10 protein-coding genes are annotated in these 14,341 nt (G+C 70.3%); 4 read left to right on the top strand and 6 right to left on the bottom strand.

The genetic code is table 11. The features are described from left to right. Nucleotides 1-43 precede the first annotated feature (43 nt). On the bottom strand, nucleotides 44-661 hold the full coding sequence (locus tag ABIC50_RS13850; RefSeq protein WP_006753846.1) for a TetR/AcrR family transcriptional regulator: 618 nt from the start codon (nucleotides 659-661) through the stop codon (nucleotides 44-46). Between the two features lie 76 nt (nucleotides 662-737). Here ABIC50_RS13850 and ABIC50_RS13845 point away from each other — a divergent pair, with 76 nt between their 5' ends. Next, nucleotides 738-2,198 carry an efflux transporter outer membrane subunit gene (locus ABIC50_RS13845; protein ID WP_354164672.1) on the top strand — a complete coding sequence of 487 codons (1,461 nt, stop codon included), beginning with the start codon at nucleotides 738-740 and terminating at the stop codon, nucleotides 2,196-2,198. A 29-nt stretch (nucleotides 2,199-2,227) separates the two neighbouring features. Here ABIC50_RS13845 and ABIC50_RS13840 read toward each other — a convergent pair whose 3' ends face one another. Genes ABIC50_RS13840 through coxB form a run of 4 tightly spaced genes read right to left on the bottom strand, consistent with a single transcriptional unit; the run spans nucleotide 2,228 to nucleotide 7,957 of the window. After that, the gene (locus ABIC50_RS13840) at nucleotides 2,228-3,847 is read right to left on the bottom strand and encodes a c-type cytochrome (protein ID WP_354164669.1); all 1,620 of its coding nucleotides are present in this window, start codon (nucleotides 3,845-3,847) and stop codon (nucleotides 2,228-2,230) included. Then, on the bottom strand, nucleotides 3,838-4,239 hold the full coding sequence (locus tag ABIC50_RS13835; protein WP_212072006.1) for a cytochrome C oxidase subunit I: 402 nt from the start codon (nucleotides 4,237-4,239) through the stop codon (nucleotides 3,838-3,840). Before ABIC50_RS13835 ends, ABIC50_RS13840 begins: the two co-directional genes overlap by 10 nt. After that, a complete protein-coding gene (gene ctaD, locus ABIC50_RS13830) occupies nucleotides 4,236-6,884 on the bottom strand; it encodes a cytochrome c oxidase subunit I (RefSeq protein WP_354164667.1) in 2,649 nt (882 codons plus the stop codon). The genes ABIC50_RS13835 and ctaD overlap by 4 nt, the downstream gene beginning before the upstream one ends. A 14-nt stretch (nucleotides 6,885-6,898) precedes the next feature. Further along, nucleotides 6,899-7,957, bottom strand: a complete 1,059-nt coding sequence (gene coxB / locus ABIC50_RS13825; RefSeq protein WP_354164665.1) for a cytochrome c oxidase subunit II — start codon at nucleotides 7,955-7,957, stop codon at nucleotides 6,899-6,901. Between the two features lie 283 nt (nucleotides 7,958-8,240). Between coxB and ABIC50_RS13820 the strand changes: the two genes are divergently transcribed. Both ABIC50_RS13820 and ABIC50_RS13815 read left to right on the top strand, forming a co-directional pair. Beyond that, nucleotides 8,241-9,224, top strand: a complete 984-nt coding sequence (locus ABIC50_RS13820) for an SDR family oxidoreductase (protein ID WP_354164662.1) — start codon at nucleotides 8,241-8,243, stop codon at nucleotides 9,222-9,224. 5 nt (nucleotides 9,225-9,229) lie between these two features. Next, nucleotides 9,230-11,008 carry a glycoside hydrolase family 15 protein gene (locus tag ABIC50_RS13815; RefSeq protein ID WP_354164661.1) on the top strand — a complete coding sequence of 593 codons (1,779 nt, stop codon included), beginning with the start codon at nucleotides 9,230-9,232 and terminating at the stop codon, nucleotides 11,006-11,008. Between the two features lie 221 nt (nucleotides 11,009-11,229). Here the strand turns inward: ABIC50_RS13815 and ABIC50_RS13810 are convergent, their stop codons facing one another. Continuing rightward, on the bottom strand, nucleotides 11,230-13,056 hold the full coding sequence (locus tag ABIC50_RS13810; RefSeq protein ID WP_354164658.1) for a thiamine pyrophosphate-requiring protein: 1,827 nt from the start codon (nucleotides 13,054-13,056) through the stop codon (nucleotides 11,230-11,232). 164 nt (nucleotides 13,057-13,220) lie between these two features. Between ABIC50_RS13810 and ABIC50_RS13805 the strand changes: the two genes are divergently transcribed. After that, the gene (locus ABIC50_RS13805) at nucleotides 13,221-14,321 is read left to right on the top strand and encodes an enolase C-terminal domain-like protein (RefSeq protein WP_354164655.1); all 1,101 of its coding nucleotides are present in this window, start codon (nucleotides 13,221-13,223) and stop codon (nucleotides 14,319-14,321) included. The last annotated feature ends 20 nt before the right edge of the window (nucleotides 14,322-14,341 follow it).

The raw sequence follows: 14,341 nt of genomic DNA, 5'->3' as shown, positions 1-14,341 counted from the left end.
AATCGAGTGACTAAAATAGTCAATAGTCACAAACGGTGACGTATCACGGGGCCAGGCTGCGCAGAACGAGGTTCGACAACTGCGCGGGCGCGGCGTCGGTCGTGTCGAGGTTGTATTGCAGCAGCAGCGGATTCAGGTACGGGCGCATCACCAGGTAGATCGCCATCGCGGTTTCGTCCAGCGGCGTCTTGCGCTCGAACTCGCCGTTTTGGCGGCCTGCCTGCAGCACGTCCTGCAGCAGTTTCTGCACGCGCGCTTCGTAGGCCTGCACCGACTGCCAGTTCCCGGTGGCGGCCGACGCGGCGATATCGTAGAGCTTGCGGTCGCGGAAGAACAGCCGCAGGCTCGCTTCGGTAAAGACCTTGAACATCCGCCGCAGCTTCTCGGTGGGCAGTTCGGCCTCGGCGACGGCCGCGCGCACCTCGGTTTCGATCTCGTGCAGGCAGTTCGCGCAGATCATTTCGCCGATCGCCTGTTTCGACTCGAAGAACTTGTAGATATAGGCTTTCGAGAAGCCGATCGCCTTCGCGAGATCGGACACGGTCGTCTTTTCATAACCGTACCGGCTGAAGTGCTCGGTGGCGGCAACGACGATCTGGTCCCGGACGTCATGGTCGGCCGGCCCCCGCGCGGGGGCCGGGGAAGAAGCGGTTTTTTTCATGGGCTGCAGCCGACAGGATGGACAACGAGTGACTATTTGGTATTATAGTCACTATCGAATTCTTGCGAAAACCGTCATGCTACCCAAACCCGTCGTTGCCGCGGTTCTTGTTGCCGTCCTGTTGGCAGGTTGCGCCGTCGGTCCCGACTACGTGCACCCGGAGGTCGCGATGCCGCAGCGGTTCCAGGGCCAGGCCGCCGTGGACCAGCGGCACGCGGCCGCCGATGCCGACCTCGCGACGTGGTGGACGGGGTTCGGCGATCCGCAACTGACGCGCTACGTCACGCTGGCCCTGGCGCAGAACCTCGATCTCGCGCAGGCCGCGGCACGCGTCGCACAAGCGCGCGCAGGGCTGAGTGCGGCGAATGCGGCTCTGCTGCCTTCGGGCGAGGTGAGTGGTCAGGCGGCGCGCGTCTACCAGTCGGTCGAAACGCCGCTGGGACGCGTGCTGAACTCGGCGCCGGGGTTCGACCGTCACGGCAGCGACTATGAGGCCGACTTCAACGCGAGCTGGGAACTGGACGTGTTCGGCGGGTTGCGCCGCGGCCGCGAAGCGGCGCTCGCCGACTACCAGGCGTCGGAAGCCGGCGCGGTGGCGACGCGCCTTGCCGTCGCCGCGCAAACCGCGGACATCTACATCACGATTCGCGGGTTGCAGGGCCGGCTGAAGGTCGCGCGGCACCAGGTGCAGACCGAGCAGGATCTGCTGTCGACCATCAGCCTGCTGTATGGCAAGGGTCTCGCGGCGGAGCTTCAGGTCAGGCAGGCCGAAGGCGCGCTCGCGCAGGTTCGCGCGACGGTGCCCGTGCTCGAAGCGGCGCTGGACACGGCGATGAACGCGCTCGACGTGATGCTCGGTTCGCAGCCCGGCACGCATCGGGCGGAATTGCTCGACGGCGGCGACGTGCCGGTTGCGCCGCGGATCGCGGCGACGGGAACGCCCGGTGAACTGCTCAGGCGGCGGCCCGACCTGATCGTGGCCGAGCGGCGCGTGGCGGCGGCGAACGCGCGCATCGGCGTGGCCATCGCCGAGTATTACCCGAAGTTCTCGCTGAGCGGGTTGATCGGCAGCGCGACGACGCTGGGCGCGGGCAACCTGTTTACCGGCGGCGCGAACCAGGCTGCGGGCGTGCTCGGGCTGCGCTGGCGGCTGTTCGACTTCGGCCGGATCAATGCGCAGATCGCGCAGGCCAAAGGGCAGGATGCCGAAATGCTGGCCGCGTATCGGCTCGCGGCGCTGCACGCGACGGAGGACGTCGAAAACGCGTTCTCGGCGCTCGTCAAGCGCGACGAGCAGGCTGCAGTTCTTGGCGGCGGCGTGGATTCGCTGGGCCGGGCGAGAGCCGCGTCGTTTGCGGCGTACCAGAAAGGTGTCGTCAGCCTGATCGAGGTGCTGCAGGCCGATGAAAACCTGCTGCGCGCGTCCGACCAACGCGTGCAGGCGCAAACCGAATCCGCACGCGCGGCGGTCGCGGCGTTCAAGGCGCTCGGCGGTGGGTGGCAGGCGCCGGGATCGGAAGCGGTGGCGATGCGGTAGTGACTTCGTCGGAATGCGGCCGATGGCCGTCATCGATGAATCTCCGCCCGCAACCGCTTCACCTCCTGCTCCGACACCGGCGCGGCGCGATTCCCCCACGCGCCGCGCACGTAGCTGACCACCGCCGCGATTTCGCTGCTCGTCAGCGCGCCGCGCATCGCGGGCATCCGCTGCACGGGGCCGTTCGTGCCGGGCGCCGGCCGCGCGCCTTCGACGACGATCCGGATTGCGCTCGTCGGATCGGCCGCGAGCACGGCCGTATTGCCCGCGAGCGGCGGGCCGTGATCGCGCACGCCGGCGCCGTCCGCGCCGTGACAGCGCGCGCAGAACCCCGCATACACGCCGGCGCCCGGCGCCTGCTGACCGCCTTCCGGCCGCGGCCCGGCGGCCGTCAGCCGCGGGACGCCGACGCCCAGCGGGTTCGTCGCGGCAGTCGGTTGCGCGGGCAACGATTTAAGGTAGACGGCGATCGCGCGACGATCGTCGTCGCTGAGCAGCGCGGTGCTCTCTTCGACGACCGGCGCCATCGCGCCGAACACCGCGCCGCGTACCGCATGGCCGCTGCGCAGGAAGGCGGCGAGCTCATCGATCGTCCAACGGCCGAGGCCGTCCGCATCCGCGCCGGTCAGGTTCGGCGCGAACCAGTGATCGTTGATGCCGCCGGTCAGGAACGCCGGGCTGCGCTCGTCGTAGCCGCGCTCGTTGTAGGCCGGCCCGCGCGGCGTGTGGCACGCGCCGCAGTGGCCGAGCCCCTGCACCAGATACGCGCCGCGATTCCACTCGGCCGATTGCGACGGTTGCGGCACGAACCGGTCGCGGTTCGCGAATACGAGGCTCCATAGCCCGAGCGCCCAGCGCTGGTTGAACGGAAACGGCAGCCGCGTGAGTTTCGCCGCGTTCGCGGACGGCGCGACGCCGCGCATGAAATACGCATAGAGCGCGCGCACGTCGGCGTCGGTCATCCGCGCGAACGACGGGTAGGGCATCGCCGGGTACAGCCGGCTGCCGTCCGCGCGCACGCCGCGCCGCAACGCGTCGTCGAACTGCTGCAGCGTGTAGTGGCCGATTCCGTGCGCCGGATCCGGCGTGATGTTCGGCGCATAGATCGGCCCGAACGGCGAATTCACCGGTTGGCCGCCCGCGTAGGGCGTGTGATCGGCCGCGTCGTGGCAGGCCGCGCAGTCGCCGGCAAGCGCGAGGTAGCGGCCGCGCGCGATCGTCGCGGCGTCGGCGTTCGCGGCGGCAGCGGCGACCGTCGGGCGTCGGGCCGCCTTGGCCGATGCCGCATCCGGTGGCGCGGCGGGCGTTGGGGCCGACACAGCCGACGCAGCCGACGCAGCCGACACCGCCGACGCCTGCGCAGCAGGCGCCCCCGAAAGCCTGCGATCCTCCTTCACGCGAGCCGACATCGACGCACCGGCATCGGCCGCCGACGCACCGATCCGCACGAAGCGCCAGCCCGACGCGGGTTCGGGCGCTTCCGCCGCCGACGCGGCGTCGGCCGTATCGCCGGCGGACGCAGGATGATCGTCCCGCTGCATGTCGCACGCGGCGAGCGCGACGCAAGCGGCGAGTACGGCGAGTGCGGCAAGGGCGACGCTGATCGCACGCCCGGGAAAGCGGAACGAAGCGAACGAGATCAGCGCCATGGACTGCACGGCCCCACGAAAGCCGACACGATGCCCGTGAACACGAGACCGATCACGAACCCGAGCGCGGCGAGCATCCCGCAGCGCGCGAGGAATCGCGTGCTGTCGTCGCGCGTCGCGGCCTGAACGTTGGCGTCATGCCGGCGTTGCCACGTGCGCACGAGCCAGGTGGCGAACGCCGCCGCCAGCGCGAACGCGCATGCGGCGATCAGCGCGAGCCACACGCCCACGTGCGCCCAGCGCGGCGCGGCCTGCGCGACGCCGAGCGGATAGCACGCGGTCGACGCGAGCGTCTCGGACGCGAGCATCTGCGCGAACCACAGCGCGGGCGCACCGATCAGGCCGGCCGCGATCGCGAGCAGGGGCGTCCACGAGCGTCGCGCGCCGTTCATCCCGACCTCCTGAGCCAGTACGGCGACACGTACAGCGCGGTGAAGATGAACAGCCACACGATGTCGACGAAGTGCCAGTAGAGCCCGCCGACCGTCAGCGCGACGCGCCGCTCGCCGCTGAAGAACCCGGCGGCCGTCCAGCCGGCGAGCAGCGCGAGGATCGCGAGCCCCGCCACCACGTGCGCGAGGTGAAAGCCGGTGATCGTGAAGTACAGGCTGCCGTACAGGTGTACGGTCGGGCCATACGGATGGTCGCGCCACTCGTGCAGCTGAACCAGCGCGAACGCGATGCCGAGCACCAGCGCGACGGCGAGCGCGGCCACCGCGCGCGGCCGCTTGCCGGCCCGCACCGCGCGCTCGGCGAGCCACACGAACCCGCTGCTCGACAGCAGCACGACCGTGTTGCCGGCCGCGAGGCCGATCTTCGGCATCCCTTCGGGTGGCCACGGCGCGGACGATTGCGATTGCAGATAGAAGTAGCAGAACAGCAGGTAGCCGAACAGTCCGGCCTCGGTCACGATCAGCGTGATGACGCCCCACCAGCCGCCCGCGCGTTCGCCGCAACTGCCGACCGGCAGCGGTTCGACGCACGCGGCCGGCGCGCCTGCCGGCGCCGTGACCGACGACGGTTCGTCCGGATGCGCGCCGGCCGCGGCCGACGGCGCCTGCGTGTCGTCGCGGGCCGGCAGGTGCGCGCGCTGCCCGAGCGTGCCGCGCGGCCACAGCCAGACGGCGGTCGCGATCGCGCACCCGGCGACGGCCACGCAGACGAGCGTCGGCGAGCGCGCCAGCATCGCCGCGAACACCGCGGTGGCAAGCAGCGCCAGCGCGAACGGCACGCAGGTGTCCTCCGGCATCTTCAGGATCGCGCTGGGCGCCGCCGCGAGCGGCGTGACGGCGAGCGCCTCGCGGCCGTCGGCGAGCCGGTAGCCGACCCGCAGGCTGGTGCGCTTCGGATCCTCGCGGGTTTCCCACAGCGGATGCCGCGAGCCGACGAGCGGCAGTACCGCGAAGTTGTACACGGGCGTGGGCGACGCGACCGACCATTCGAGCCCGGCGCCGCCCCACGGATTCTCGCCGGCACGCGCGCCGCGCCGCGCGCTGACGAGCGCGTTGACGACGAACATCACGATGCCGATGCCGAAAATGAACGAGCCGATCGTGGTCAGCAGGTTCGACGTGTCCCAGCCCATTCCGGACGGATAGGTATAGATGCGGCGCGGCATCCCGAGCAGCCCGGCGACGTGCATCGGGAAGAAGCCGAGGTTGAAGCCGACCAGCACGACCCAGAACGTCAGGCGTCCGAAGCGCTCGTTCATCATCCGCCCGGTGAACTTCGGGAACCAGTACGTGACGCCGCCGAGCACCGGGAACACGTTGATGCCGAGCAGCACGTAATGCAGGTGCGCGACGACGAAATACGTGTCGGTCAACTGCCAGTCGAGCGGCACCGCGGCCGTCATCACGCCGGACACGCCGCCGACCACGAACATCAGCACGAAGCCCGCGAAATACAGGAACGGCGTGCGGAACACCGGCCGGCCGGTCCAGATCGTCGCGAGCCACGCGAACACCGCGACCGCGCTCGGGATCGAGATCAGCATGCTCGCCGCGCCGAAGAACGCGAGTGCGAGCGGTGCGATGCCGGTCGCGAACATGTGGTGCACCCACACCTCGAAGCCGATCAGCATCGTCGCGACCGTCGACACCGCGACGGCCTCGTACGCGACGAGCGGCCGCCGGCAGAAGGTCGGCAGCGCGTCCGACACGATCCCCATCGCGGGCAGCACGACCACGTACACCCACGGGTGCGCGAACATCCAGAACAGGTGCTGCCACAGCAGCGGCCGGCCGCCGTTCGCGACATCGAAGAAGTGCGTGCCGGCATTGCGGTCGAGCCACAGCAGCAGGAACGCGAGGCTCACCGACGGCACCGCGACGAGGTTCGCGACGGATGCGGTCAGCGTGCCCCATACGATGATCGGCAGCCGGTCGATCGACATCCCGTGCGCGCGCATGCGCAGCAGCGTGACGACGAAGTTCGCCGCGCCGCCGGTCGTCGAAATGCCGAGCAGGATCATCCCGAGCGCATAGATGTCGATGTTCGCGCCGGCGCTGTAGTCGAGCGACGTGAGCGGCACGTAGTTGAACCAGCCGCCGTCGGGCACCGCACCGAGCGGAAAGCTCGCATACAGGAACAGCCCGGCGAACAGGAACACCCAGTACGAGAACGCATTGAGCCGCGGGAACGCCATGTCGCGCGAGCCGAGCATCAGCGGCCACAGATAGTTCGCGAAGCCGGACAGCACCGGCAGCGCGTACAGGAAGATCATCGTGACGCCGTGCATCGTGAACAGCGCGTCGTACTGCGCGGGCGTGAGCACCGTTGCGTTCGGCCGCGCGAGCTGGATGCGCATCACGAGCGCCTCGACGCCGCCGAGCAGCAGGAACGCGAAGGCGGTGACGATGTAGCGCAGCCCGATGCGCTTGTGATCGACCGTGCCGAGCCAGCCGCGCCAGCCGGGTTCCGATTCCCACAGCGCGGCGAGCGCGCGCTCGTGCGCGGAGCCCGGCGGCGCGTCGCCGAGGTCGGGCACGCGGCTGAGCGCGGTGGGCGCCGTGGGCGTGTCGTGGGCAACGGCCATTCGTGATCCTCCGTTCAGTGCAGCGTCGCGAGATAGGCGGCGAGATCGTCGGCGTCACGCGGCGCGAGCGCGAACGACGGCATCAGCGTCTGCGGCTTGATCTGCTGCGCGTGCGCGATCCAGCGCCGCAGGTTCTCGGGCGTGTTGTCGAGCGTACCGGCCGCGAGCAGCCGGCGCGACCCGAGATGTGACAGGCCGGGGCCCGCGTCGCCCGCCGCGTCGGTGCCGCGCACCGCATGACAGCCCGCGCAGCGCGTGGCGAACACGCGCCGGCCGCGCTGCTCGGCGCCGGCCGCGGGGGCACTCGCCGGCTGCCGCTGCGCGGCGAGCCATGCGCGAAACGCGTCGGGCGGCTCGGCCACGACCTCGAACGCCATGTGCGCGTGTTGCGCGCCGCAGTATTGCGAGCACTGTCCGCGATAGACGCCCGGCCGGTCGGCTTGCAGCCATTGATGGTTGGTCTGGCCGGGAATCGTCTGCGTTTTGCCGGCCAGTTGCGGGACCCAGAACGCATGGATTACGTCGGCGCTGTTCAGCTCGATCGCGACGGGCTCGCCCACCGGGATGTGGATCTCGTTGGCGGTGACGAACGCGGGGCCGCCCGCGTCGTCCGGATAACGGACCGCCCACCACCAGTCGTGCGCGGTCACGACGATCGTCAGCGCCGGCGGGCGCGGCGGCGCCGCGACCACGCCGAGCACGCGCAGCATGTACACGAGCGCGGCGAACAACAGCACGATCGAGATCGCGGAGCCGACCGTCACGATCGCCAGCCCGCTGCGCGGCGCACCATCTGCCTGCGCGCGGCGGCGAAATATCGCGATCAGCAGCAACACCGCAATCGCGATGCACACGAACGTGCACAGTGCGACGAGCGCCCAGCCGAGCACGAACACCGGCCGCGCGGCGGGGCCTGCCGCATGCGCGACGTACGCGAGCGGCAGCGGTCCGGCGGGCCCGGCGGTGGCTTTCCCCAGTTCACCGGCCGCACGCGCGACCGCCGGCGCGACGAGGCTTGCGACGGAAGCGAGGCACGCGATACGGCGCGCTTGGGCGAACGGTGGAACGGGCAACGCGACTCCTTGCCGGATTCGACGGCATGACCACAAACCGTTCGCGGCGCAGCAATTTCCGTGCGCGCTGCGCGCGTCTGCGCATGGTTCGGAGATTGCATGCGCAACGTCCGGCGCGTTACAGCCGGCTTGTAAATTGGGCGACCGTTCACCGCCCGCGCCCCGATTGCAAGGCCCGCACGCCGCGCGGCATGCCGCTTGCTACGCCGATCGCGTTCCGGCACGCAATGCGCAAGCAGCCCTTGGCGTGCGGGCCACCCTGAAACAGCGGGAGGAATCGACCGTGAAGACCGTCGCGATCACCGGTGCGAGCGCCGGCGTCGGCCGCGCGACTGCGCACGCGTTTGCGCGGCTCGGCGCGAACGTCGCGCTGCTCGCACGCGATCCGCGCGCGCTGGACGACACCGCATCCGAAGTGCGCGCGTATGGCGTCGAAGCGCTGCCGATCGCGGTGGACGTCAGCGACGCCGCCGCGCTCGATGCGGCCGCCGAACGCATCGAGAACGAACTCGGCCCGCTCGACGTGTGGGTCAACAATGCGATGGTGACCGTGTTCGCGCCATTCGACGAAATTTCGCCGGAAGACTATGCACGCGTGACCGAAGTCACTTACCTGGGCTGCGTGTACGGCACGCGCGCGGCGCTCGCGCGGATGGCGCCGCGCAATCGCGGCACGATCGTGCAGGTCGGCTCCGCGCTCGCGTACCGGTCGATCCCGCTGCAGTCGGCGTACTGCGGCGCGAAGCATGCGATCCGCGGCTTCACCGACGCGCTGCGCTGCGAGCTGCTGCATGCGCACAGCCGCGTGCACGTGACGATGGTGCAACTGCCGGCGATCGACACGCCGCAGTTCGACTGGGCCCAATCCACGTTGCCGAATGCGCCGCGTCCGGTCGCACCCGTCTATGCGCCGGAAGTGGCGGCCGACGCGATCGTGCAGGCCGCGCGTCGTCCGTGCCGCGAGCGCTGGGTCGGCTGGTCGTCGCTCGCCGCGATCGCGGCGAACGCGTTCGCGCCCGGCTGCTTCGACCGCTATCTCGCGCTGACCGCCGTGCGCGGCCAGCAACGCGCGACGCCGGCCGGGCCGCGCGAGTCGAATCTATGGCATACCGTGCCGGCCGGCCATGCGACGCGCGGCGCGTTCACCGCCGAAGCGCGCCGCACCGGCGCCGAGGCCGGGCTCGGCACGTCGCGCGCGTTCGCGTTCGCGGCGGTCTTCGCGGTGCTCGCGGCGGGTTTCGTCGCCGCGCGCAAGCTGGACCGGTGAGCGCGATGCGGATCGAGGACTACGCGCTGATCGGCGACGGCCGCAGTGCCGCGCTCGTCGCGCGCGACGGCAGCATCGACTGGTTGTGCTGGCCGGACTTCGACTCGCCGCCATGCTTCGCCGCACTCATCGGCACGCCCGACAACGGCCGCTTCCGCATTGCGCCGCGCGACGCGCATGCACGCGCGGTGCGCCGCTATCTGCCCGGCACCGCGATTCTCGAGACGACTTTCGAAACATCGTCGGGCTGCATCGTGATCCTCGACTGGATGAGCTGGAATACGGCCGATCCGTGCCTGATCCGCAGCGTGCGCGGCGAGCGCGGCACGGTCGAGATCGACGTCGATCTCGGCGTGCGCTTCGACTACGGCCACGCGCTGCCGTGGTGCCGTCCGTTCGGCCGGCGCTGGCGGATGATGACGGGCGGCGATGCGATGTGGCTCGATACCGAGATGCAGCTCGACGTGCAGGAAGACCGGCTCGTCGGCGCGCAGCGCATCGCGGCGGGCGAGCGCGTGGATTTCGCGATCAGCTACGCGCGTTCGTACGACCGGCCGCCGGTCGTGCCGGACGCCTACGCGTCGGTGCGCGACACGCAGTCGTTCTGGCGCGGCTGGGTGAAGTGCAACACGGCGGAAGGCCCGTATCGCGACGCGATCGAGCGTGCGCTGATCACGGTGAAGCTGCTGTCGAGCCTGCGCACCGGCGGCATCGTCGCGGCGCCCACCACTTCGTTGCCCGAACGTTTTGGCGGCGAGCGCAACTGGGATTACCGGTTCTGCTGGCTGCGCGACGCGAGTTTCACGCTGCGCGCGCTGGTGCGCTGCGGCTACCGTGAAGAGGCCGCGCGCTGGCGCGACTGGCTGGTGCGCGCGATCGCCGACCATCCGTCGCAATTGCAGGTGCTGTATGCGGCCGACGGCGGCCGTCGCGCGGCGGAATGGACCGCCCCGCATCTGGCCGGCTACGAAGGCGCGCAACCGGTGCGCTTCGGCAACGCGGCGGCCCTGCAGCTGCAGCTCGACGTGTACGGCGAGGTGCTCGGCGCGCTGTACCATGCGCGCCGGCACGGTTTACCGCCCGACGACGACGCGTGGATGCTCGAGCGGCGGCTCATCGAGCATCTCGCGACGGTCTGGCGCGACCCCGACGAAGGGATCTGGGAAGTGCGCAGCGGCCGGCACCTGTTCACGTCGTCGAAGGTGATGGTCTGGGCGGCGGTCGAAAGCGCGTGCCGCTCGGCGCGCGCGTTCGGTCATCACGCGCCGCTCGACGTGTGGCAGCGCTGGGCCGATGCGATTCGCGACGATGTGTGCACACGCGGTTACCACGAGCAACTCGGCCGGTTCGTCGAGCGCTACGACGGCGAAGGGCTCGACGTGAGCCTGCTGCTGATTCCGCTGACGGGGATGCTCGACGCGTGCGATCCGCGCGTGGTCGGCACGGTTGCCGCGATCGAGCGGGAATTGCTGGAGGACGGGCTGCCGTTCCGCTATCGGCCGCAGCCTTTCAACGACGGCTGCGAAGGCGACGAAGGCGCGTTCGTCACGGCCGGTTTCTGGCTCGTGCAGGTGTACCGGATGCAGGGCCGCGACGACGATGCGCTCGCGCTGTTCGAACGGCTGCTGAGCCTGCGCAACGACGTGGGGCTGCTGGCCGAGGAATACGACGTGAACGCGCGGCGCCTGTGCGGAAATTTCCCGTTTACGCTCGCGCAGGTCGGGTTGATCAACGCGGCGCTCGCGCTGCAGGGCGACGGAAGGGACGACGTGGATATCGGCTGATGCGCTGAGCGCTGATGTGCTGACGTGCTGAGGTGCTGAGGTGCTGACGCGCGGGATGCTCTGCCGCGCTGATGCACTGACGCACTGACGCACTGACGCACTGACGCACTGACGCACTGACGCACTGACGCGCTGACGCACTGACGAGCGGGACGTTCTCGCGCGCTGCCTCGCACTGGACGCGACGGGCGGCACCGCGCCGCGCCGCCGCCCATCCCCCGCTACGACTCCTTCTTGCCCCCCTTGCCAGCATGTTCGCCATTGCCCGGCAGCACGGCCGACAACACCTGCCGCGCGGTCTCGACGATCACGTTCGCTTCGCGCGGGTCGCCCTTCACCAGCGTCTCGGCGAAGTGCTTCGCCTGCTGCAATGTCACGTGCGGCGGCAGCGGCGGCACCTCCGGATCGCTTTTCACCTCGAGCACGACCGGGCGGTCGGAAGCCAGCGCCTCGTCCCACGCGGCGCCGAGCTGTTCCGGATCGTCGACGTAGATGCCCTTCAGCCCGAGCAGCGTCGCGAAGCGCGAATACGGCACGTTCGGAATCTGCTGCGACGCGTCGAACTTCGGGTCGCCTTCCATCACGCGCTGCTCCCACGTGACCTGGTTCAGGTCCTCGTTGTTCAGCACCATGCAGATCCAGCGCGAATCGGGCCATTGCCGCCAGTACTTCGCGACGGTGATCAGCTCGGCCATGTTGTTCATCTGCATCGCGCCGTCGCCGACCATCGCGATCACCGGCCGCACCGGGTACGCGAACTTCGCGGCGATCGCGTAAGGCACCGCCGCGCCCATCGACGCGAGCCCGCCCGACAGCGAGCCCATCATCCCGCGCCGCATCATCAGGTCGCGCGCATACCAGTTCGCGCACGAGCCCGAATCGCTCGTCAGGATCACGTCGTCGGGCAGCCGCGACGACAACTCGGTGAACGCGCGCTGCGGATTCACGCCGCGCCCGGCGCTCGCCTTCGCGGCCGCGCGCGCGGCCAGCGTTTCGCGCCAGTCCGCATTCCATTTCGCGATCCGGTCGCGCCAGCCGGTGTCGCCGCGCTCCTTCAGCAGCGGCAGCAGCGCGCGCAGCGTCTCGGCGCTGTCGCCGACGAGGTTCACCTCCATCGGATAGCGCAGGCTCAGCATGTCGGCCTTCAGGTCGATCTGCACGCCGCGCGCCTGGCCTTCCTTCGGCAGGAATTCCGAATACGGGAAGCCGGAGCCGACGACGAGCAGCGTGTCGCATTCGGTCATCAGTTCGTAGCTCGGCTTGGTGCCGAGCAGCCCGATCGAGCCCGTCACCCACGGCAGGTCGTCCGGCAGCGCGGCCTTGCCGAGCAGCGCCTTCGCGGCGCCCGCGCCGAGCCGGTCAGCCACCGCGATCACCTCGTCGGTCGCGTGCAGCGCACCCGCGCCCACCAGCATCGCGACCTTCTTGCCCGCATTGAGCACGTCGGCCGCGCGCTGCAGGTCGTCCGCGTACGGCACCACCTTCGGCGGCGTATAGCCGACCCCCGAATGCACGGTGCCGTGCGCGCGCTTCGGCGGCGCGTAGTCGAGCTCCTGGAGGTCGCTGGGCAGCACCAGCGCGGTGACGGTGCGCGCGCCGAGCGCGATGCGCACCGCGCGGTCGACCAGATGGCGCACCTGCGCGGGCACCACTGCAAGCTGGACGAAAGCGCCCGCGACGTCCTTGAGCAGCGCGGGCAGATCGACTTCCTGCTGATAGTGGCCGCCGAGCGCCGCGCGCGCCTGCTGGCCGACGATCGCGAGCACCGGCATGTGGTCGAGCCGCGCGTCGTACAGGCCGGTCACGAGGTGCGTGGCGCCGGGGCCGGACGTCGCGACGCACACGCCGAGCTCGCCTGTAAATTTTGCATGCGCGGACGCCATGAAGGCCGCCATCTCTTCGTGGCGCGCCTGGATGAATTCGATCTTGCCCTCGGCCCGGCTGAGCGCGCCGAAAAAGCCGTTGATGCCGTCGCCCGGGTAGCCGTACACGCGGCGCACGCCCCAGTCGTACAGCCGTTCGACGATGAAATCCGCCACTGTCGCCATGCCGTTTCTCCTTGGTTCCGGATGAGCCGAAGTTCCGCGCGCGGGCGATTCTCCTGCGCGGCGCTGTCGGGCGCTCGCGCAAGGCGCGTGCCGCGCGATCGCGTCGGGCACGGGCGTTGCACGCGGGCGTTGCAAGCAAAAGGCAAGCAATCCGGAGCGCAACGATGGCACTTTCCGACGCGCCGGCGATCGACGACGTGCGCGCCCGCGCCTACCGCGTGCCGACCGACCGGCCCGAAGCCGACGGCACCTACGCATGGCACGCGACGACGATCGTCGTCGTCGAGGTCGAAGCAGGGCCCGTGACGGGGCTCGGCTATACGTACACCGATGCGAGCGCAGCGCTGCTCGCGAAGTCGATGCTGGCCGACGTGCTGCGCGAGCGGCCGCTCGTCGATATCCCGGCCGCCGTCGACGCGCTGTGGCGCGCGGTGCGCAACGTCGGGCGCGCCGGCGTCGCGGCGACCGCGATCTCCGCGCTCGACGTCGCGCTGTGGGATGCGAAGGCGAAGCTCGCGGGCGTGCCGCTCGCGATCCTGCTCGGCCGCGTGCGCGAACGCGTGCCCGTGTACGGCAGCGGCGGCTTCACGACCTACGACGATGCGACGCTCGCCGCGCAGCTCGACGGCTGGCGCAACGAACACATCCGCGCGTGCAAGATCAAGATCGGCGCGCAGGATGCACGCGATCCGTCGCGCGTGCGGGTCGCGCGCGACGCGCTCGGCCCCGACGTCGACCTGTTCGTCGACGCGAACGGCGCGTATGCGGCGCGCACCGCGCTCGCGTTTGCGGAGAAGGTGGGCGATTGCGCGATCCGCTGGTTCGAGGAGCCGGTCAGCAGCGACGATATCGACGGTCTGCGCTTCGTGCGCGAGCACGTCGGCGCGCGCGTCGACGTCGCGGCCGGCGAGTACGCGTATACGCCCGACGACTTCCGGCGCCTGCTCGAAGGCCGCGCGGTCGACGTGCTGCAGGCCGATGCGACGCGCTGCGGCGGCGTCAGCGGCTTTCTCGCGGCCGCCGCGCTGGCCGATGCGCATCACGTCGACCTGTCCGCGCATTGCGCGCCGGCGCTGCATCGGCACGTCGGCTGCGTCGCGCCGCGCATGCGCCACGTCGAGTGGTTCCACGATCACGTGCGGATCGAGCGAATGATGTTCGACGGCGCGCCGACACTCGTCGACGGCGCACTCGAGATCGATGCCGCGCGCCCCGGGCTCGGCCTCGCGTTGCGCGAGGCCGACGTCGCGGAATTCGCGATCTGAATGCATCCGGCGGCAGGGCG

The sequence above is a fragment of the Burkholderia sp. 567 genome, assembly GCF_040545115.1.
In the GTDB taxonomy this organism is placed as follows: Bacteria; Pseudomonadota; Gammaproteobacteria; order Burkholderiales; family Burkholderiaceae; genus Burkholderia; species Burkholderia ambifaria.
The sequence above is the reverse complement of the archived record's forward strand: the minus strand, read 5'-3'. Positions and strand labels throughout refer to the sequence as shown.